The 20,456-nt window shown below is 43.9% G+C and carries 18 protein-coding genes and 2 rRNA genes (1 of these 20 running past the window's edge); 2 read left to right on the top strand and 18 right to left on the bottom strand.

What is annotated here, in order from left to right; all coding sequences use genetic code 11:
* From VZF35_RS20165 to VZF35_RS20155, 3 genes are all read right to left on the bottom strand, one after another.
* A 23S ribosomal RNA gene (locus VZF35_RS20165) occupies positions 1 to 244 on the bottom strand; it reaches 2,668 nt to the left of the window's first position.
* Positions 245 to 669: 425 nt separating this feature from the next.
* Positions 670 to 2,235: ribosomal RNA gene (locus tag VZF35_RS20160) — 16S ribosomal RNA — on the bottom strand.
* The 16S and 23S rRNA genes sit together here, the layout of an rRNA operon.
* Positions 2,236 to 2,788: 553 nt before the next feature.
* A complete protein-coding gene (locus VZF35_RS20155) occupies positions 2,789 to 4,453 on the bottom strand; it encodes a ribonuclease J (protein WP_407307859.1) in 1,665 nt (554 codons plus the stop codon).
* Between the two features lie 440 nt (positions 4,454 to 4,893).
* Between VZF35_RS20155 and VZF35_RS20150 the strand changes: the two genes are divergently transcribed.
* Positions 4,894 to 5,031 carry a DUF1540 domain-containing protein gene (locus VZF35_RS20150; RefSeq protein ID WP_407307857.1) on the top strand — a complete coding sequence of 46 codons (138 nt, stop codon included), beginning with the start codon at positions 4,894 to 4,896 and terminating at the stop codon, positions 5,029 to 5,031.
* Positions 5,032 to 5,194: 163 nt separating this feature from the next.
* Complete coding sequence (locus tag VZF35_RS20145) at positions 5,195 to 5,707, top strand: DUF6125 family protein (RefSeq protein ID WP_407307854.1); 513 nt, start codon at positions 5,195 to 5,197, stop codon at positions 5,705 to 5,707.
* 138 nt (positions 5,708 to 5,845) lie between these two features.
* Here the strand turns inward: VZF35_RS20145 and dapA are convergent, their stop codons facing one another.
* From dapA to VZF35_RS20070, 15 genes are all read right to left on the bottom strand, one after another.
* Complete coding sequence (dapA, locus tag VZF35_RS20140; protein WP_407307852.1) at positions 5,846 to 6,802, bottom strand: 4-hydroxy-tetrahydrodipicolinate synthase; 957 nt, start codon at positions 6,800 to 6,802, stop codon at positions 5,846 to 5,848.
* Between the two features lie 43 nt (positions 6,803 to 6,845).
* Positions 6,846 to 8,072: an aspartate kinase gene (gene dapG / locus VZF35_RS20135; protein ID WP_407314748.1), complete on the bottom strand. Its 1,227-nt coding sequence runs from the start codon at positions 8,070 to 8,072 to the stop codon at positions 6,846 to 6,848.
* 214 nt (positions 8,073 to 8,286) lie between these two features.
* On the bottom strand, positions 8,287 to 9,279 hold the full coding sequence (locus tag VZF35_RS20130; protein ID WP_407307850.1) for an aspartate-semialdehyde dehydrogenase: 993 nt from the start codon (positions 9,277 to 9,279) through the stop codon (positions 8,287 to 8,289).
* An 89-nt stretch (positions 9,280 to 9,368) separates the two neighbouring features.
* Entirely contained in the window at positions 9,369 to 9,956 is a 588-nt protein-coding gene (locus VZF35_RS20125) for a dipicolinate synthase subunit B (RefSeq protein WP_407307848.1), read from the bottom strand.
* A gap of 18 nt (positions 9,957 to 9,974) precedes the next feature.
* Positions 9,975 to 10,886: a dipicolinate synthase subunit DpsA gene (dpsA, locus tag VZF35_RS20120; protein ID WP_407307846.1), complete on the bottom strand. Its 912-nt coding sequence runs from the start codon at positions 10,884 to 10,886 to the stop codon at positions 9,975 to 9,977.
* An 85-nt stretch (positions 10,887 to 10,971) separates the two neighbouring features.
* Positions 10,972 to 11,775, bottom strand: a complete 804-nt coding sequence (dapB, locus tag VZF35_RS20115) for a 4-hydroxy-tetrahydrodipicolinate reductase (RefSeq protein ID WP_407307844.1) — start codon at positions 11,773 to 11,775, stop codon at positions 10,972 to 10,974.
* Positions 11,776 to 11,885: 110 nt separating this feature from the next.
* A complete protein-coding gene (locus VZF35_RS20110; RefSeq protein ID WP_407307842.1) occupies positions 11,886 to 12,155 on the bottom strand; it encodes a YlmC/YmxH family sporulation protein in 270 nt (89 codons plus the stop codon).
* 4 nt (positions 12,156 to 12,159) lie between these two features.
* Entirely contained in the window at positions 12,160 to 12,471 is a 312-nt protein-coding gene (locus VZF35_RS20105) for a hypothetical protein (protein WP_407307840.1), read from the bottom strand.
* Between the two features lie 329 nt (positions 12,472 to 12,800).
* Positions 12,801 to 13,250, bottom strand: a complete 450-nt coding sequence (dut, locus tag VZF35_RS20100) for a dUTP diphosphatase (protein WP_407307838.1) — start codon at positions 13,248 to 13,250, stop codon at positions 12,801 to 12,803.
* Between the two features lie 44 nt (positions 13,251 to 13,294).
* Positions 13,295 to 14,566 carry a M16 family metallopeptidase gene (locus VZF35_RS20095; protein ID WP_407307836.1) on the bottom strand — a complete coding sequence of 424 codons (1,272 nt, stop codon included), beginning with the start codon at positions 14,564 to 14,566 and terminating at the stop codon, positions 13,295 to 13,297.
* A gap of 13 nt (positions 14,567 to 14,579) precedes the next feature.
* Positions 14,580 to 15,812, bottom strand: a complete 1,233-nt coding sequence (locus tag VZF35_RS20090) for a D-alanyl-D-alanine carboxypeptidase family protein (RefSeq protein ID WP_407307834.1) — start codon at positions 15,810 to 15,812, stop codon at positions 14,580 to 14,582.
* Positions 15,813 to 15,833: 21 nt separating this feature from the next.
* Complete coding sequence (locus tag VZF35_RS20085; RefSeq protein WP_407307832.1) at positions 15,834 to 16,592, bottom strand: polysaccharide deacetylase family protein; 759 nt, start codon at positions 16,590 to 16,592, stop codon at positions 15,834 to 15,836.
* Positions 16,593 to 16,681: 89 nt separating this feature from the next.
* Complete coding sequence (locus VZF35_RS20080; RefSeq protein ID WP_407307830.1) at positions 16,682 to 18,814, bottom strand: polyribonucleotide nucleotidyltransferase; 2,133 nt, start codon at positions 18,812 to 18,814, stop codon at positions 16,682 to 16,684.
* Between the two features lie 308 nt (positions 18,815 to 19,122).
* Positions 19,123 to 19,389 carry a 30S ribosomal protein S15 gene (gene rpsO, locus VZF35_RS20075; protein ID WP_407307828.1) on the bottom strand — a complete coding sequence of 89 codons (267 nt, stop codon included), beginning with the start codon at positions 19,387 to 19,389 and terminating at the stop codon, positions 19,123 to 19,125.
* A 136-nt stretch (positions 19,390 to 19,525) separates the two neighbouring features.
* On the bottom strand, positions 19,526 to 20,452 hold the full coding sequence (locus VZF35_RS20070; RefSeq protein WP_407307826.1) for a bifunctional riboflavin kinase/FAD synthetase: 927 nt from the start codon (positions 20,450 to 20,452) through the stop codon (positions 19,526 to 19,528).
* Positions 20,453 to 20,456: the final 4 nt, after the last annotated feature.

Raw genomic sequence — 20,456 nt, 5'->3', positions numbered from 1 at the left:
ACTCAGGGAATCGATGATTCTTTCTCTTCCTCCGGGTACTTAGATGTTTCAGTTCCCCGGGTTGTCTTCTTTAACCTATGGATTCAGTTAAAGATAACCGGACATAACTCCAGTTGGGTTGCCCCATTCGGGGATCCACGGATCAAAGCCTGCTTACGACTCCCCGTGGCATTTCGCTGTTAACCGCGCCCTTCTTCGACTCTTAGCGCCTAGGCATCCACCGTACGCCCTTAATAGCTTGACCTATGTCTTCGCTATCTCTAGGGTTTTCTCAATCCCTGTTCTCTTTCTCAAAAAAACCTGGCTTGAGGTGATGTTTCCTTTGACTTACTAGATTTTCTTCTCTATGCAGTTTTCAAAGAACAGTGGAAATTATCAAAACTATAAGGATTGGCTCAAGCATGTCTGCCCTTCCTCAATCCTGTGAGTGAGGTCCCTATTGATTTAAATCGATTGAATACTTAAATCCCTTTAAATCGCCTGGTCTCTCAAAACTAAACAACAGCTCTCTCCAATGAGTTGCCGATCCCTCGGCGGAGTCTCTTAGACTCCTGAGTCTTGCGACTCGTTTTGATCTCGTATCAACCTTGATCTTGCAACCTTGCTTGCTACGAGCATCGACCACTAGGATGTTCGTTTAAAGCCTAAGCTCTAAACCGTGCTCCTTAGAAAGGAGGTGATCCAGCCGCACCTTCCGATACGGCTACCTTGTTACGACTTCACCCCAATCATCGGCCCCACCTTCGACGGCTAGCTCCCTTGCGGGTTACCTCACCGGCTTCGGGTGTTGCAGACTTTCGTGGTGTGACGGGCGGTGTGTACAAGGCCCGGGAACGTATTCACCGCAGTATGCTGACCTGCGATTACTAGCGATTCCGACTTCATGCAGGCGAGTTGCAGCCTGCAATCCGAACTGAGACCAGCTTTCTCGGATTGGCTCCACTTCACAGCTTCGCTTCCGTCTGTACTGGCCATTGTAGCACGTGTGTAGCCCAGGACATAAGGGGCATGATGATTTGACGTCATCCCCACCTTCCTCCGGTTTATCACCGGCAGTCTATCTAGAGTGCTCAACCTTACTTGTTAGCAACTAAATACAGGGGTTGCGCTCGTTGCGGGACTTAACCCAACATCTCACGACACGAGCTGACGACAACCATGCACCACCTGTCTCTCTGCTCCCCGAAGGGCACTCCCTTGTTTCCAAGAGATTCAGAGGATGTCAAGCCCTGGTAAGGTTCTTCGCGTTGCGTCGAATTAAACCACATGCTCCACCGCTTGTGCGGGCCCCCGTCAATTCCTTTGAGTTTCAACCTTGCGGCCGTACTCCCCAGGCGGAGTGCTTATTGTGTTAACTCCGGCACAGAAGGGGTCGATACCCTCTACACCTAGCACTCATCGTTTACGGCGTGGACTACCAGGGTATCTAATCCTGTTTGCTCCCCACGCTTTCGCGCCTCAGCGTCAGTTACAGTCCAGAAAGTCGCCTTCGCCACTGGTGTTCCTCCACATATCTACGCATTTCACCGCTACACGTGGAATTCCACTTTCCTCTCCTGTCCTCAAGATACCCAGTTTCCGATGCACTCTCAGGGTTGAGCCCTGATCTTTCACACCGGACTTAAATACCCGCCTACGCGCCCTTTACGCCCAATAATTCCGGACAACGCTCGCCCCCTACGTATTACCGCGGCTGCTGGCACGTAGTTAGCCGGGGCTTCCTCCTTAGGTACCGTCATGTCCCCTCAATATTTTCAAGAAGACCGTTCTTCCCTAAAGACAGTACTTTACAATCCGAAGACCTTCATCATACACGCGGCGTTGCTCCGTCAGACTTTCGTCCATTGCGGAAGATTCCCCACTGCTGCCTCCCGTAGGAGTCTGGGCCGTGTCTCAGTCCCAGTGTGGCCGTTCACCCTCTCAGGCCGGCTACTGATCGTCGCCTTGGTAGGCCTTTACCCCACCAACTAGCTAATCAGACGCGGGTCCATCCATCATCGATAGCATCTTCAGAGGCCATCTTTCCTTACGCTTTGATGCCAAAGCTTAAGCGTATCCGGTATTAGCCCTCGTTTCCAAGGGTTGTCCCGGTTTGTTGGGTAGGTTACCCACGCGTTACTCACCCGTCCGCCACTAAAAATTCTCTAAGCAAGCTTATTGAATTCTCCGTTCGACTTGCATGTGTTAGGCACGCCGCCAGCGTTCGTCCTGAGCCAGGATCAAACTCTCCAAAAAAGTTATCTCTACTTCTTTGTTTGAAGTTGATATCTTGCTCTTGATTTCTTTGTGAAACTCTTGCGAGTTCCTCTCATTGGCTGTCCTTGTTGTTTAGTTTTCAAAGACCATGGATGGTCTGGGTGTCACCGGAGCCACGGATGGCGGGAGGTGACCAAAGACCACGGTTCTTGACCTTTAAGGTCACAAAATTTATTTTAACATCCTCGCTCAATATTGTCAATTATTATTTTAACCACTTAATTGTCAATTTTTAAGAGACTTTGAGGAGCTTTGTCGCCTTTTGTGGCGCTCAGTAATAGTACCATTTCTTTGTAAGTTATGTCAACACTTTTTATGAAATTTTTCCAAACTAATTTCAATCACTTATTCTAATTCATTTCTTTTTTTCATGACAAAGATAGCGCCAAATAAGAACCCATAGAAAACCATTGCAAAAATCCCGTTATTTGGGTATTTCGAGTCTTGGCATCCTATGAGTTCTATAAACAGTTAGATCGCCCCAGTAAGGCTATCAATGATATCGATATTGTTTACTTCTAAGCCGTCTACATTATTCAACTTCTTGAATAATTGGCAGAATCATAGGGCGGCGACGAGTTTTTTCATAGAATTGTTTACTTAGAGCGTCTCTTATCTGACTCTTAAGAACAGCCCATTCTGTGATCCGATTTTCACGACACCGTGCCATTGTCTGTTTTACTTTCAATTTAGCCTCATCCAACATCGACTCGGACTCTCGGACATAAACAAAGCCGCGGGTTACTACATCCGGTCCAGAAACAATCGCTCCAGTTGAACGACTGATGGTCATGACTACGATCAAGATGCCATCTTGAGAGAGCTGCTTCCGATCTCTTAAAACAATGTTACCTACATCCCCGATACCTAATCCATCAATTAAAATCTTTCCTGCCGTTATCTTGCCACCTATTGCGGCTCCATGGCGAGTGAACTCAACAATTCCACCGTTTTCTGAAACAAAGATATCCTCACGTGGTATTCCCAGTTGTTCAGCTAATTGAGCATGTTTAATTAACATCCGATATTCGCCGTGAACCGGCATGAAATATTTAGGTCGTACCATATTTAGCATTAACTTTTGCTCTTCTTGACTAGCATGACCCGAAACATGCATTCCTTCTGCTGATTCATAGATAACATTCGCCCCTAGTTTAAATAACTGGTCAACTGTTTTAGCTACAGACTTTTCATTGCCAGGAATAGGGCTGGCCGAGATAATTACTGTGTCCCCTGGTTGAATAGCAACGTGACGGTGGTCGTGATTGGCCATTCTAGTGAGCGCAGACATCGGTTCCCCTTGGCTTCCCGTTGTTAGGATACAAGCTTGATTCCCCGGTAAACCGATAATTTCATCGATATCTACTAACACACCATCAGGAATATCCAGATACCCAAGCTCAGCCGAAATGCCAACGATATTAAGCATACTTCTTCCCACAACCGCTACTTTACGGTTGGTCTTAACAGCGGAAGTTATTGCCTGCTGCAGACGGTAAACATTAGAGGCGAAACTTGCTAAGATCACTCGCTCCTTTGCATTACGAAATGCTTCATCAATCATCTCTCCAACATTTCTTTCAGAAGGTGTGAACCCGGCTCTTTCCACGTTTGTGCTGTCTGAAAGCAGGCACAAGACGCCTTTATCTCCCAGCTCAGAAAATTTGTGAATGTCAAGGATCTCTCCAGATACGGGTGTATGATCCAGCTTAAAATCTCCAGTATGAACAATAGTCCCTAATGGCGTATGAATAGCAAGTCCAACAGAGTCAGGAATACTATGGTTAACCCTAATAAACTCGATTCGAAATACTCCTAGCTTAATAATATCACGTGGCTGAACAACTGTAGCTTTGATATTATTTAAATTACTCTCTTTCATTTTGGATTGGATAATTCCTAACGTTAAACGCGTTCCGAAAATTGGCACATCAATATCCCTCAAAAGATATGGTAATGCTCCAATATGATCTTCATGACCGTGCGTTAAGAGTATCCCGAGAAGCATGTCCTTGTTTTCGATTAAATAGGAATAATCCGGTATAACGATGTCAATCCCAAGCATTTCTTCTTCGGGGAACGCTAAGCCCGCATCGACAAGAACCATCTGGTTATCATAGCGAATCACGGTCATGTTTTTCCCGATTTCCCCGAGCCCGCCCAAGGGAATAATTTGTAGTTTATGCTCTTTCGGCAATAAAATCTACCTCCTGTATTATTTTATCTCTTGCATTGTGCCTTAAAAGCTAAGGAGATCCCCGTGGTTTCTTTTGACGCCAAAATAAAGACAACAAAAAAAGCGAAATACTCTAAACGAACACAATGACGTCCAGCATTCGTCAGTATTTCGAAGCATCTATGAAACTAGCCGCACAACAAATATAATTCATTATAGCGTGCAAAACGCTGACTGGCAAGTTTCTTCATTCCTTTCACGACAATAGCAAGTTTAAATAACAACTGTTGCTCTTTGATAACACTTTTTAATTCTCAACAAACACTGTACTGTGCATCATGGTAAAGTATTGCCGCCTGCCCAATGGCTCACTTTATAAAAATTTAAATTTGGAATAAAGCGCCCCAATCTGGAGAATATATTTGTAGATTGTCATTGTTTAGAAAGGTGGGTTAAATTTTATGACGAATGTAGTTTGCTCCGCTACTCAATGTAACCATAATGAAGATGGTCATTGTCAGTTAGAGACATTAAGTGTCACCTCTAGCCTTATGGATCGTGAAGCAGAGTGTGCCTTTTATGAGCCAAGCGAAAAATAAAAACCTTATTAATAATTATATTTTCAATGATTTAAATTTATTTAGTCATTGCTCCTCGGAGTAATGACTTTATTTTTTTATAGCAGGAAATAAGAGTATAAAAATAGAATACTCCACAAAAATCAAAATATTCTTTAAATATGAGAATTTAGGAGGGCTAGTTATGTTAAACTCAAAAGACGACCTGACCCGTGAACAGGCTCTGGATCTACTGGAAGATTTCGCAAAACGATGGTTAGCTCATGACGGTCTTTGGTTCCAAGCTATTGAAAAAGTCCGAGGACTTGAGGAAGCAGTCGAACATGACATTGCAGCTTGGCGAAAGTTCACTGTTATCGAAGCCAAACGAATTATGTCTTTTCTCAATCTGCCGACAAACGGAGGACTAGAAGCTCTGGAACGAGCACTTAAATTTCGCCTCTACGCGTTTCTGAATTTGCAGGAGAGCTTCAGACCCGATGATCACACTTTAATATTCAAAATGAAAGATTGCCGTGTCCAATCTGCACGAAAACGCAAAAACCTCCCCGACCATCCCTGTAAACCCGTCGGAGAGGTAGAGTATTCTTTATTCGCCTCTACAATCGATTCCCGAATTAAAACAACTTGCCTAGCCTGTCCGCCCGACCCACATCCTGAGGAATTCTACTGTGGTTGGAAATTTACTCTTGATTGAAAAGGAACGTTAGTCTTAAGAAAAATTAGAGATCAACCTTCAGGTTATTTCTAAATAAAAAACAAATAACTCCGTGCCACCATGCAATGAATGGAACGGGGTTATTTGTCATTTTTTCCGTTGAAAAGGCTTTGGAGGTCAAACTATTGAAGCAACAGGTTTAGCGGAGGCGGCCTTAAGCTCGTGGGAAATCTGAGAGTTACTATATTCTTTAGGTTCTGCCCGCCTGACACTTTCCATGAGGTCCTGCAAAAATTTTATTTCCTCAGGCGTCGCCTCTACTAAGGGAAGACGTACTCCCCCAACCTTATGACCGAACATATTCAAAAGAGCTTTGATAGGGACGGGGTTAGCTGTGATAAAAATACCTTTAAACACTGGAAATAGTTCAAGATGCCATTCTGTCGCTTTAGCGATGTCTCCGGCAAACCATGCATCTACCATTTCTTTCATTTCGTCCCCAATCACATGGGCAGCTACGCTCACAATTCCGCTGCAACCTAAGGCCAACATCGGCAAGGTCATGGAATCGTCTCCACTATAGACCGCAAAGCTTGAAGGCAGCATCCTTTTAAGTTCGCTTACTTGATCTAGAGAACCAGCTGCCTCTTTTAAGGCAACTATATTCGGTAACTCTGATAACCTTTTGACGGTTACAGGCATAAGGTTCGCTGAAGTTCTCCCAGGCACATTGTACAACATTAAAGGCAAAGACGTTGCTTCAGCAATTACCTTAAAGTGCTGGTACATTCCCTCTTGAGAAGGCTTATTATAATAAGGCACTACAGCCATTAGGCCATCTACACCGGTTATAACAGCTTTGCGGGCCAGAGAAATACTCGACTTCGTAGAATTTGAGCCAATCCCAGCGATCACTGTTCCTTTGGTCCCTACAGCCTCTTTCACGATTTTAAAAAGTTCGACTTTTTCGTTCTCGGTAACAGTAGGAGATTCTCCAGTGGTTCCACAAACAACAATTCCATCAGAACCATGGTTGATTAAATACTCAGCCAAGCGTTTAGCTTCTTGATAATCTACCTCCAACGCCTCATTCAAAGGAGTCACCATGGCCGTGAGTATTCTTCCAAAAGACATCTTACTCATCCTTTCCTCGTCACACAAATTCCTCTTCGTTCTTTCAAACACCCAGCTGAAACTTCTGGTGTAGAGCCTGTACCGCAGCGACCATGTCTTCCTTATGAACTAATACCCAAATAGTAGTATGTGAATCAGCTGATTGCAAGATTGTCACACCAGCATCGGAAAGTGCTTCAACCATATCCGCCATTACACCAGGTACCCCTGCAATTCCAGCTCCGACAATCGATACTTTTGCACAGCTCCGAATAACGCCTGGCTCAAAGCCCATATTTTGAAGGATTTTAACAGCTTTAGATGCAACTTCATCAGATACCGTAAAAACCACCGCTTCAGGTTGAACACTGATAAAGTCGACACTAATATCTGCCAAAGCCATTGCTTTGAAGATACGTTTGTCCGTAAGATGTAGATCTGGCGTATCGTCGGTTAATACTCTTAGTTGAGTTACGCTGGGGGTATGGGCAATTCCCGTAATAATGCGGTCATTAGTAATATCCGTTCCAACCCCTCGATCAGGGTGCATGTTTGTAACCAACGTCCCTGGTGCGTCAGAGAAAGTAGATTTTATTCTTAGGGGGATATTGCGCTGCATAGCAATCTCCACTGCTCTAGGGTGAATCACTTTAGCTCCCTGGTACGCTAATTGACAAATTTCATTATAAGTAACTGTGTCAATGATCCGAGCATCTTCAACGATTCGAGGATCAGCTGTCATTATTCCATCGACATCAGTATAAATATCTATAGTTTCTGCTTCGAGCGCAACACCAAGTGCCGAAGCAGTGGTATCGCTTCCTCCACGTCCGAGAGTCGTAATCTGACCATCTTCGGTTATACCCTGGAAACCTGTAACAACAACCACTTTTCCGTTTTCTAGTTGTTCTAAAATAGCTCCTGGCTCCACCCGAACAATCCGCGCATCCCCAAAATCGTTATTTGTGATAATTCCGGCATGAGCTCCTGTAAAAAGGACTGCCTCAAATCCCAAACTGTTCAAGGTGCTGACCAAAACAGTCCCTGAAATCACTTCACCACAGCTCATCAATAAATCTAGTTCCCGTTTCGGCAGGTCCGGATATATTCCTTTAACCATACTCAAGAACGTATCTGTTGCATAGGGATCTCCTGATCGACCAATTGCCGAGACAACGACCACTGGAGAGTATCCTCCATGAACAGCTTCCGAAACTTTAGAAACCACCTGAGCCCTGCGTTCGGGCGTCGCTACAGAGGTTCCTCCGAACTTCTGAACCAATATCCGCAACCTTATCCCCTCTTTCGAGGTTCGATATTCGATATTCGATGTTCGAACCTTACCCTTTACTTCCAGTCTCTTTCTTAATATCGAGGTTCTAGTATTTTTCAATATCATTTAGTATGTCTTGAGCACCGCTCCTGTAAGTTCCATACTTTAACAAAAGCAAAAGCTTCTTTTATCCTCAATAAATCTTAGTTTAATCCATACGCTACAACTCAATTTATTTCAAGAGAAGTTCCGCAATTTGCACAGCGTTAGTTGCTGCACCTTTACGTATTTGATCACCGACCACCCACATATTAATTCCTTGAGCAATGGAAAAATCCTTACGCAGGCGTCCAACGTAAACCTCATCGGTGTCAGCACTGAACCAAGGCATTGGATAGCGATCATTACTAGGATCGTCATCAACGATAACACCCGCAGCTTTACTTAAGGCATTCTTAATTTCAGAGACACTAACTGGTCTCTCGGTCTCAACATTGATAGATTCTGAATGGCTGCGGAAGACCGGCACGCGAACGGTCGTTGCTGTAATTGCCATATTCGGGGCATGGAAAATCTTCTGAGTCTCTTTAACCATCTTCCACTCTTCTTTGGTATAGTCACCTTCTTGAAATACGTCAATTCGAGGAATAAGATTAAAAGCAATTTGGTACGGAAAAACTGCAGGGGTTATATCATCACCTTTAGACCACGCTTTAACCTCGGCTTCCAGTTCTTCGATCCCCTCGCGTCCAGCCCCAGACACAGCCTGGTAAGTAGATACAACGACTCGCCGAATTCCAGCCAAATCAAAAATTGGTTTGAGGGCAACCGCCATAATGATTGTTGAACAGTTTGGGTTCGCAATAATCCCCTTATGTCCTTTGACATCTTCGGGATTCACTTCCGGAACGATTAAAGGCACTTCAGGATCAAGCCTAAAAGCGCTGCTGTTGTCAATAACTACAGCTCCGCTTTCCACAGCAGAACGAGCATATTCTGTACTCGCAGAACCGCCCGCGAAAAGGGCTATGTCGATGCCCTTAAAGCTTTCATGAGTTGTCTCCTGGACTTCTAATTCACGCCCTTGCCAAGTAATTCGTTTTCCTGCGGAACGTTTGGTAGCCAGCAACCTTAGTTCCTCAACAGGAAAATTACGTTCGGCAAGGATTTTTAGAAATTCTTGCCCGACTGCACCCGTGGCACCAACAATTGCTACATTTGACATTCAACTATTCCTCCTTAGTAAGTATGGGGTTCATCAGGGTGGCGCCTTGCTTTTTGGGCAAGGCACCTAATTCCAAATTTAAAGGTTAGTTATCGATAATCCCAAAGTACAGGTTGGATTTGTTTTCCTTCACAAGCCATTAGAATTGTTTCTGGTACTTTATCCATATGGGCAACTAAAGAATTTGCTTTCGTCACAGGATTATCTTGACCAAATGGCACTAGATAAATATTTTTTGTGATGAGCAGTGTACCAATGTTGCGTGCATTCATTCCTAATCCGTCATTTGTTGAAATTGCTAAAACCACTGGACTTTGATTCCGAAGATGGGATTTTGCGGCCATAAGCGCTGGAGAATCTGTAATACCGTTGGCCAACTTGGCTAGGGTATTTCCCGTACATGGCGCAATGACTATACAATCAAACATCTTCTTAGGGCCTATCGGCTCCGCACCAGGTATTGTGTGAATCGGTTCCTTTTGCGTGATTTCTTGGAATTGACGCTTCCAGTCTTCAGCTTTTCCAAAACGAGTGTCCATGGTATCCACGGAATATGAGATAATCGGTGTCACACTTGCACCCTCATCCACTAAACACTTCATAACCTTTACCACTTCGTGTAACATACAGTGTGATCCTGTAAGAGCAAATCCAATTTTTAACCCGTCAAACTGCATCCCTTCGCACCTCCACGTTTAAGACTGAACGTTGGCAATCATGGTGGTCAAGTGACGAAGAATAAGTTGCGGATAAATTTGAGCAAGAATTCTGCCAGCCGATTTAGGAGCTACTATACCAGGGAGACCCGGAGCGAGGATAGCTTTGATGCCCAGTAATTGGGCAAACTCAAAATCTGTTCCTCCCGGGATTGAAGCTAAATCTACGATGACTGTATCCCTTGCCACCTTTTCCAGCATCACTCGATCTAAAATGAGATGAGGAACTGTGTTAAAGATGATTTCTGCACGCCCAATCTCCTCTTCCAGATCTGAAAAATGTACGGCTCTAAGTCCCATTTCAACAGCACGAGCTAAATCTTGAGGCTTACGGGCAACTCCTGTCACATGAGCTCCAATTCCATGCAACATTCTCGCTACCGACCAGCCGGTTCGTCCTAAACCCAGAACGAAACTCTCACTTCCGTGGATAGTGATACTAGTGGCTTCCATAGCCATTTGAATAGCTCCTTCTGCTGAAGGGATAGAATTTAGGATAGCAAGTTCATCCAGGTATATCGTTTCCACCAATTGGATCCCCATTTTTTCTGTAGCTGACTTCAATGCCGGACGCGCAAAACCGATAATTAGAGGAACGCGTGTTGGAATTGCTTGAAGTACCTCTTTGTTCAGCACAATGGGAGAACCCGAGTATTTGGCTTTAACTACCCCACGTTCATCAGTGCCGAACATCGGAAAAAGCAACACGTCTACTTGCCCAACTGCATCGTGAAGCGATGGTACAAGTGTCAATCCCGAAATGGGTGAAGCTTTTTCGAATCCGACCCCGACTATGTAGGCCCCCTGTTTTTGAAGTTCGGGAATTAAATAAAGTTCCCGTTCATCCCCCCCGATCACGGCCACGCGAATTCCTTTCAGACCCGCACTCATCTTTATGCCCCCTTTGAGACAGTGTCCCATTGACTACTATCCATTATATGAGGGAATAAGAGCAGCGGTTACGAGTAATGATTACCTAATCGAGGAAATTCTCCAATCCAACCACAAGGTCTGTTAGGCCAACGGCTTTGCGTATCGCCAGCATAACTCCCGGCATATAGGTTTCTCTTGTATAAGCATCATGCCGAATCGTTAAAGCTTGTCCTAATCCGCCAAATAAAACTTCTTGATGGGCAATTAATCCCGGTAAACGTACAGAATGGATGTGAATCCCCCCAATATCTGCGCCACGAGCTCCAGGGAATTTCTCATATTCATTAGGATGTCCTTGGACCATAGGAGGGCGAACTTCGGAGATTAATTCGGCAGTTTTTAAGGCAGTTCCAGAAGGAGCATCAAGTTTTTGATCATGATGCAATTCAAGGATATCTACATTAGGGAAATATTTAGCAGCCTCCCGAGCAAATCTCATCATTAAAATAGCCCCAAGTGAGAAATTCGGAGCGATAAATGCCCCTACCCGCTCTTTTACAGCCAGAGCTCGAATCTCTTCAAGTTCGGTTTCATCCAATCCAGTCGTACCGACCACAGGAACTACTCCCGCGACAATCGCCGTTTTAGCATTCTTTAATAAAGATTGAGGATTTGTGAAATCCACTAAAACATCTGCCCTTAATGTCTGCAAATTCTCAACTTCAATAGGACCTGAAATATCTACACCCACTCGCGGAAGGCCTACGACAAATCCAACGTCCATCCCCTGATGTCGTGTATCTGAAGCTCCAACTAGAATAAAATCGTCTTCTTTTAAGAGCGATCGTATCACTTCCTGTCCCATTTTTCCACTTGCCCCAGCCACGAAAACTCGGATTTTCTTCAAAGGAAACCCCTCCTGCGATAATAAGGCAAAACCCCGTTGCCAAACGCAATGCGGGGTTAAAGCTTTTCCCTTCATTTTATTGGGTATCCCGTTCTCTGTCAAATTGAATATTATCGATTTTTCTCGGACTTCTCGTGTAAATCGATAATAATTACCTCCGAACCCACTTTTTTAATAGTCTGCCAAGGAATTACCAATAGGTCCCGATCTCGATCTCCTTTCGAGCCCCAAAACCCCGAAAAACCTCCTCGAGAAGCAAGGATAATCGATTCAACCGCTCCATTTAAGGAAATATCAAGATCCGCATCTCCCACTAAGCCCAATTTTGCCCCATCGTGCAAATTGATAATTTCTTTCCCAGCCAGATCACTTAACAGCATTCATTCACCTCCCCGACTTTCGTAATTTGAACCAAACCTTTAAAGCAAAAGGCTGTAAAATAGCTAATAATAATGAAAGAACGGCCAAAGGCTCAACGAAAAAAACCGAATCAGTCCACCAATTCTCCGGGATCTTCAAAAATGAGAATAATAGTTCAAGCGAGAGATAAATTCCCCCTGCGGTACCTACTAATTGACTTAAAGCAGTTGCCAGCTGATTTGATGGCGGATGTGATCGCCACATCAGCATGAACTTTCGCTCACGTACTGAAATTGCAGCGCCTATAACTAAAAGCACGACTCCAAGAGCTTGCATGTTCATCCCTCCTCATGGGGATTGTATGACTAGGCGACGTCCTCTAGAACATCTAGAAGAAAGATTGTTTCATCAATATAAAGGAAATAAAGAAACTTGGCTGACGCCCAAGACACGTCTTCGCAGTTGTTCGCCTTAGCGCTGGCGGCTGCCTAGTTAACCTTTATGCGTAGGCTATGGATGGCCAACTGTCCCAAAAGCCAAGGATGGCGAGAAGGGACCTGTGGAAAGTATTTAACGAAGTTATGGTTTCTGACAGTACAAAAAAGGGGCAGTTACTCTGTTTTCGGAGAATGAAAACAAAGTAACTGTCCCCTTTTTTATCATTTTTAAATTCCGGTAGAACCAAATCCGCCTGCTCCACGAAGCGTTTCCCCTAGTTCTGCAACTTCTTCCAGTAGCGCCCGAAATATTGGCATAAAAACCATTTGGGCAATACGATCTCCAGGGTTTATAGTAACCGGCAGCGATCCGAGGTTTTGAATCAATACTTGGATTTCTCCTCGATAATCAGAATCGATCACACCTACACCATTGGTTAACCCAATGCCGGAACGGCTCGCCAGACCGCTTCTTGCAAAAACTAACCCTACAAGATGTTGACTCGGAAGTTCAATGGCTATGCCCGTCGGAATCTTGAGATAGTCTCCAGGATTCAAGACGAGCTTTTCTTGAATACAAGCACATAAATCTAGGCCGGCAGATGCTGAGGTTGCGTAGGCAGGAAGAGTCGCATGAGACGAAAGCTTTTTAATTTTTACACTGATCGAATCAGTCATCGAAACCCCAACCTAATTTAATAATTAACTGAAATGAGCTCATCTTAATCATCCCAACCCGTCTTCTTCAATAAATCTGCTAACACTACTTCATGACCCGATGGACCTAACGTCATGATACTAATCTTATCTTTCTGCCAAAGGCGGCCAATTACCCGTATAACATCTTCTAAAGTCACCTTTTCAAGTTTTTCTACAACTTCTTCAGGGGAAAGTACCCGGTTATACGTCAATTCCGTCTTTCCTAACCGACTCATTCGACTGCTCACCGATTCCAGTCCAAGATATAACCCACCTTTGATTTGAGCTTTTGTTCTCTCCAGCTCATCTGTAGTGATACCTTCAGTCTGAATACTCTTGATTTCTTTTAAAATGCATTCTATAACTTCTTCGGTATTATTCGGACTTGTTCCTGCATAAACCGCAAACAATCCAGTATCCACATACGTGGAATGATAGGAATAAACAGAGTAAGCCAGTCCACGCTGTTCCCTAATTTCCTGAAATAGGCGAGAACTCAACCCTCCGCCTAAAACATTATTAAAAATATGCATAGCATGAATATCCTCATCATCCTGGCCTAAACCAGGAACACCGATGAGAATATGCATTTGTTCTGTCTCCTTCTTTTGGTAACGCTCTACCTGATAACCAACGGGTGTTTCTTCTAAAATCCGTCGGCCTCCTCTTCTAAACGTCCCAAATTGGGACGAAAGTTTCGCTACGATATCCTCATGTTTCACTTTACCCGCTACAGAAATCACGACATTGTCTGGAGCATAATGTTCTGAAAGAAACGTCATAATCTTTTCGCGATTTAAGGATCGGATGCTTTCCTCTGTACCCAAAATTGGTTTGCCTAGGGGATGATCATTCCAGACAAGTTCGGAAAAAATGTCATGAATCAGTTCATCGGGCGAATCCTCATACATCTTGATTTCTTCAATAACAACATTTTTCTCTTTTTCGATTTCTTTGTCATCAAAAAGCGAACAGAAAAACATGTCGCTTAGGACGTCAATTGCCAAATCCAGGTCTTCATCAAGAATTTTAGCATAGTAGCAGGTATATTCCTTGGTCGTAAAAGCATTAAGCTGTCCTCCGACCGCTTCAAGAGATTCCGCCAGGGCACGGGCGTTTCTATGTTCTGTTCCTTTAAAAAACATGTGCTCCATAAAGTGTGAGATTCCTTCATATCCTTCCCGTTCATCCCGGGATCCAGCTCCCACCCAGATTCCAATTGCCGCCGATCGCACATGCTCAATTTCTTCAGTAATAATCCTAACTCCATTAGGTAACACCATTTTCTGATACAACTAATTCACTCCTTTATTTCCCAAAAGGAAAGAAACTTATCAACGAACGATTCTTTACCACGTCACGTTCACTTAACAGGGGAACACTGTCTAGCTTTTGTTCTCCTAACCAAACTTCCCATCGACCCAACCTCTCTCCTGCTTTTATAGGGAGATCTCCAGTCTTTTCCCATACAATACGGGTTTGGAGTTTCAAATGTTCAGCTTTAGGAATGCTAATTTCTACAGGAGCTTCAATATAAGCAGAGATATGATCTTTAGACCCAGGAAATTCCGCAATGGTCTGTCCGGCATTTCCCAAGTGAACGGTTTCGGTATTTTCAAAGCCCCATTCCAATAATTTCTTAGCGTCTCCAAAACGATCTGGAGCATTTAGTACGACGACTAAAAGTTGACGTCCTTGTTTAGTAGCAGATGCAACAAGACATTTCCCTGCAGCAGTCGTCGTCCCAGTTTTAACACCGTCTGCGTAGGGATAATTCCATAGCAATTTGTTGGTGTTTCGTAAATCCATCAGTGAATCGGGCTCCAGGAAATGAATTTCAGTTTCTTTCTGCCGAGTAATCGAGGCAAATTGAGGGATGGATAATCCATGACGGGCCATAAGCGCGAGATCATAGGCCGTGGAATAATGATCTTTAAGAGGCAACCCATTGGTATTTCCGAAATGAGTGTTTTGGGCACCTAAGGCTAGAGCTTTACTATTCATTAATTGTACAAATTGTTCTTCGCTTCCGGCGATGTGTTCGGCAATCGCTACGCAGGCGTCATTTCCAGATTTAACTAAAGCTCCTGTGATTAGTTCATAAAGATTAATTTTCTCTCCCGGGTCAAGATGCAGAGTTGCTTCCCCAACATTGGCCGCTTTCTGGCTGACTGTAACTACTTCATCCGAGCTGCCGAGTTCTAAACCTAAAATCGCGGTCATTATTTTAGTGGTACTGGCAGGAGGGCGGCGTTTGTCCGCCTGCTTTCCAAAAAGAACATCCCCCGTCTCCACATCCATCAGTACAGCAGCATCTGCGCTAATTCTGTCTGGTCCTTGCTTTATATTTGTCAATTTAGGGTTTTTTTCGGTCTTAGCAGGTTTTACGGGACGCTTTGTTCGAGTGTTTTTAGCTGTTTGAACCGATTGAACTGTTTGACTTGATTTAGAAGCATATACAGGTTTTACTCCGCAAGAAGCGGAACATACGATACAAAGAAAGACGCAGCACCAAGCACGCGTCCACTTTTTACTGATCATCAAACCACCTCAACTTTACGTTTATCGTGAGGTAGTATCTCCGATCTGATCAAATGTTATTAGTGCATCGAGGGTTTGAAAGGCAAATCCCTCTCGTGTCAGTTGATTAAGAATAACTGGTAACGCTTTAACCGTATTTAGTTTAGGATGCATCAAGACAATTGCGCCATTTTTCTTCGGCTTGATGCCAAATCTCATAGCAGGGTTTATAATTCGTTGAGCGATAATCTCAGGAGTACTTTCAGCACGCCAGTCCACCGTATCGAGAGTCCATAAAATTGTTTGATAACCTAAGAGGCCCGCAGCTTTTAAACCGGAAGCCCCTTTTTCACCATAAGGCGGAGCGTAGAAGTGCGTTTTCCGTCCAATAATTCCCTGGATAATACTTTCAGTCTTTTTGATCTCCTCTTGATTGGCACCTACGGATAAATGATCTGGATGGGGATGGGAATAGCCATGATTTTCAATCTCATGACCTCGACTAGCTATTTGTTTCAACAGTTCCGGGTTTTTCTTGGCCCATCGGCCCGTGACAAAAAAAGTTGCCCGCGCCTGACCTTTATCCAAGGCATCTAGAATTGCCGGAATGTATTCTTCTCCCCAATCCACATTAATGGTCAGCGCCATAACTTTTTGATCCGTATTAATCTGTTCCATGGGTTTGGAAACCGTAGAACTTGAACGTACCATCCAGTGCTGAAATAAAAGACCAACAAGTAATAGAAAGAAAATCCCGCCTAACGAGAGTATTCGTCGCGAGATTTTTAAGTTAATGAACATTCGCTTCCCCCTTCCTAACCTTATGCTCAGAGGGGAACTCACAGACTGGTCATTCTAAAATAATTATTAAGTATTTTGGGCCTAACCCATTATTTTTTCCGTGGGCTTGCCATAGCTTCCTTTCGAGAAAGATTTAAACGCCCCTGCTTGTCAATAGCCGTAGCTTTAACCATAATTTCATCTCCAACTTTGACAACATCCTCAACCTTTTCTACTCGTTCCTGAGAAAGTTGAGAAATATGCACCAGTCCTTCTTTTCCACTAAGACCTAGAACTCCTGGAATGACCTCCACAAAGGCTCCGAAATCCATAACCCTGGTTACTTTTCCTTGATAGATTTTACCGATCTCGACCTCTTGAGTTAAAGCCTGAATAATTTTCAAGGCCTGATCTCCGCCTTCTCCATCCATTGAAGAAATAAAGACGCGGCCATCATCTTCGATATCAATTTTAACTCCTGTTTCGTCGATGATCTTTTTAATCGTTTTTCCGCCTGGTCCTATAACATCACGGATTTTATCCGGATGAATCGCTGCCGTAATAATTCTTGGCGCATAAACTGAAAGCTGAGGACGAGGTTTATCAAGAACAGCTAACATCTTCTCTAAGATGAAGAGCCGGCCGGCTTTGGCTTGAGTTAACCCTTGGGATAATACCTCACGTGAAACTCCTTTGATCTTGATATCCATTTGCAAAGCTGTGACTCCTTTGCTGGTACCGGCAACTTTGAAATCCATATCTCCAAAATGATCCTCTAATCCCTGAATATCCGTGAGAATTGCAAAATGGTCCCCTTCTTTAATTAAACCCATGGCGATCCCGGCAACCGGTGCGGTAATTGGAACACCTGCGTCCATAAGAGATAGGGTACTGCCACAAACAGATGCCATAGAACTTGATCCATTGGATTCTAACACTTCTGACACTAGGCGTATCGTGTAAGGAAACTCATTTTCGTCCGGCAGCACTGGAACAAGAGCTCTTTCAGCAAGTGCACCATGTCCGATTTCCCTTCGGCCTGGTCCGCGCATAGGGCGAGTCTCTCCTACGCTATACGGCGGGAAATTATAATGGTGTATGTACCGTTTGGAACGCTCTAGTCCCAACCCATCCAAAATCTGTTCATCACCTGCAGCGCCGAGCGTAGCTACCGTCAGTACTTGTGTCTGTCCCCGTGTAAAAAGACCTGAGCCATGGGTACGCGGCAAAATTCCCACTTCAACGCTGATCGGTCGCACTTCATTAATGGCTCGGCCATCTGGGCGAATATGTTCATCTGTAATCAATCTTCGGACGATCAAATGGACGGTATCCTCTAAAATCGTCTTGACAGCTTTCATATCTTCCGGAAACTCTTCTTCAAAGTATTTTAACGCGTCATCGGTGACTTCATCGATAGCCTTTTCTCGTGCTTTTTTCTCCTCGACACGAACTGCGGCATCTAATTTACTATAGGCATAAGTTCTAACAGCTTCGACGATCGTGTCGGGGATTTTATCAAATTGAACTTCGATTTTGTCTTTTGCCAATTCAAGAGACAAAGCTTCTTCTCGGTAGTCAGCGATAAACTTGGCGATCTTTTTGATTTCGGCGTGCCCAAACATAATAGCTTCTAACATTAATGGCTCAGGCACCTCTTGAGCACTCGCTTCCACCATCATGACAGCTTCTTCTGTCCCTGCCACAGTCAGCAACATCTGACTCTTAGCACTTTGATCAATCGTAGGATTAATAATAAACTCTTCTTCTACAAGTCCTACCGTAACAGCAGCAACAGGCCCCTCAAAAGGAATATTTGAGACCGCTAGAGCGGCTGATGCAGCATTAATGGCCGTGATATCTGTTGCACAGTCTTGATCAACAGACATGACCGTTGCTACCACTTGGACATCATTCCGAAATCCTTCAGGAAACAATGGTCGTATGGGACGATCTATTAGACGAGCTGACAGTGTAGCCTTTTCGCTGGCTCTGCCTTCACGTTTAATAAATCCACCTGGGATTTTGCCGGCTGCATACATACGTTCTTCAAACTCAACCGTTAATGGAAAAAAATCAATGCCTTCCCTAGGTGCTGCACTGCAAGTAGCAAACGCCGATACCACCGTATCTCCATAACGAAGAAAAATCGCTCCACCTGCTTGTTTACCAATTTTCCCAGTTTGGAAAGTCATAGTTCTCCCACCAACTGAGAGTGACTTCTCAAATACTTCCTGTTTCACAATGGAACCTCCTTAAAACTTTCAATCCTTCTTTTTCAACTTGTTTCCTCTTCGACATATTATTATTATTTCCTGCAAATTGCAAAAAAAACTCTCCTGAAGGCGAATATCCTTGATTATTCGTAATTACGATAAAAATCTACTCAAATTAGCTTAAAAAACTTAGCTGGTCACTGATGTCCAAGTGTCCTCGCAGCCAAAGATGACGAGAGGGACCTTCCAGAAAGTGTTCAACTGTAAGTTATACTTCCTTATTAGTGTAAAAAAGAAGTGGATCTGTTGATCCACTTCCACTGTGATTATATCTATTATTTTCTCAGGCCGAGTGCTGAAACAATATTACGATAACGATCAAAGTTAACGTTCTTAAGATAGTTTAATAATGCACGTCTGGAGCCAACCATTTTTAATAGTCCACGACGGGAATGGTGATCTTTTTTATGGGTTTTAAAATGTTCTGTCAGATAGGTAATACGTTCTGTTAGAAGAGCAATCTGCACTTCGGGCGACCCAGTATCACCTTCGTGTTGTGCATACTTAAGAATAATCTCTTGTTTTCTCTCAGGTGTCATCATGTTAGTTTTCCTCCAAAATTAGTATTCCCAACTGCCCAGCTCAACGTTGGAGCTTCGTATCAGCCGAGTCAGCGGGTCCCAGTAGGTTCTAAAATAGTATACATGGTATTAATGTTTTTGTAAAGTTTCCACAGATTTATCTCAGCCGAGTCTTAAGAAGAGTCTCAGCTCTTACTTTATCCGTTTTCAATTGCAGCAAAAGTTCATTAACATCGTTGAATTTACGTTCATCCCGCAAACGCTCTTCCATATGAATTGTTAACTCACGGCCATACAAATCGCCTGTAAACTCAAAAAAATGAACTTCAATACTCGTACCGTACATATCGTGAAATGTCGGTTTCATGCCAATGTTCATCATTCCCAAAACGCACGTATTGTCGATATTAGACCAAACTGCATAGACGCCACGTTTTGGAATGAGTACATCCTCCTGAGGGAGAATATTCGCTGTCGGATAGCCCAACAGCCGTCCTCGTTCTTCCCCATGAACCACAGGTCCGCTTAAACTTGGCGACCGACCAAGTAAAGAGCTTGCCAAAGGAATATCTCCCTGCAGCAGGGCTTTGCGAATACTGCTTGAGGAAATAACTCGCCCTCCGATCATTTGGGCCTGAAGAACGCTGACTCCAAATCCGTGGTGTTTTCCTAAAGACTGAATAAGTTCAGGGTTTCCCTTGCCATGAGCACCAAACGAATAGTTAAAGCCCACAACAACACGGACTACTCCTAGGGGAATAAGAATCTTCTCAACAAACTCTTCTGGAGACGTATTAGCCATCTCGCGTGTAAAGGGGATAAGAAAGACAGTATCCACCCCAATCTCCTCAAAATAACTCAATCGCTCTTGAGTCGTCGAAAGCAGCTCTATACCTCTTTCAGGATACAATAATTTTAACGGGTGTGGTTCAAAGATCAGAACACTTAGACCTACCCCTAAACGTTCGGCTTGTTTCAATCCATGCTCAAGCAAGCGGCGATGTCCAAGGTGTACTCCATCAAAATTTCCTAATGCCAACACGCAAGGTTCTTTATTGGTTGGCAAACTCGTTTTAACTTGCACGGAT

The sequence above is a fragment of the Desulfosporosinus paludis genome (assembly GCF_045689965.1).
GTDB classification, from domain to species: Bacteria; Bacillota; Desulfitobacteriia; order Desulfitobacteriales; family Desulfitobacteriaceae; genus Desulfosporosinus; species Desulfosporosinus paludis.
This window is presented reverse-complemented; position numbering and strand designations above follow the sequence as displayed.

What these genes read in the sequence shown, in the direction of transcription:
- VZF35_RS20150 (WP_407307857.1), top strand. Translation starts at nt 4,894, where the DNA reads ATGACGAATGTAGTTTGCTCCGCTACTCAATGTAACCATAATGAAGAT.
- VZF35_RS20145 (WP_407307854.1), top strand. Translation starts at nt 5,195, where the DNA reads ATGTTAAACTCAAAAGACGACCTGACCCGTGAACAGGCTCTGGATCTA.
- dapA (WP_407307852.1), bottom strand. Translation starts at nt 6,802, where the DNA reads ATGTCTTTTGGAAGAATACTCACGGCCATGGTGACTCCTTTGAATGAG.
- VZF35_RS20130 (WP_407307850.1), bottom strand. Translation starts at nt 9,279, where the DNA reads ATGTCAAATGTAGCAATTGTTGGTGCCACGGGTGCAGTCGGGCAAGAA.
- VZF35_RS20125 (WP_407307848.1), bottom strand. Translation starts at nt 9,956, where the DNA reads ATGCAGTTTGACGGGTTAAAAATTGGATTTGCTCTTACAGGATCACAC.
- dpsA (WP_407307846.1), bottom strand. Translation starts at nt 10,886, where the DNA reads ATGAGTGCGGGTCTGAAAGGAATTCGCGTGGCCGTGATCGGGGGGGAT.
- VZF35_RS20110 (WP_407307842.1), bottom strand. Translation starts at nt 12,155, where the DNA reads ATGCTGTTAAGTGATCTGGCTGGGAAAGAAATTATCAATTTGCACGAT.
- VZF35_RS20105 (WP_407307840.1), bottom strand. Translation starts at nt 12,471, where the DNA reads ATGCAAGCTCTTGGAGTCGTGCTTTTAGTTATAGGCGCTGCAATTTCA.
- dut (WP_407307838.1), bottom strand. Translation starts at nt 13,250, where the DNA reads ATGACTGATTCGATCAGTGTAAAAATTAAAAAGCTTTCGTCTCATGCG.
- VZF35_RS20090 (WP_407307834.1), bottom strand. Translation starts at nt 15,812, where the DNA reads ATGATCAGTAAAAAGTGGACGCGTGCTTGGTGCTGCGTCTTTCTTTGT.
- VZF35_RS20085 (WP_407307832.1), bottom strand. Translation starts at nt 16,592, where the DNA reads ATGTTCATTAACTTAAAAATCTCGCGACGAATACTCTCGTTAGGCGGG.
- rpsO (WP_407307828.1), bottom strand. Translation starts at nt 19,389, where the DNA reads ATGATGACACCTGAGAGAAAACAAGAGATTATTCTTAAGTATGCACAA.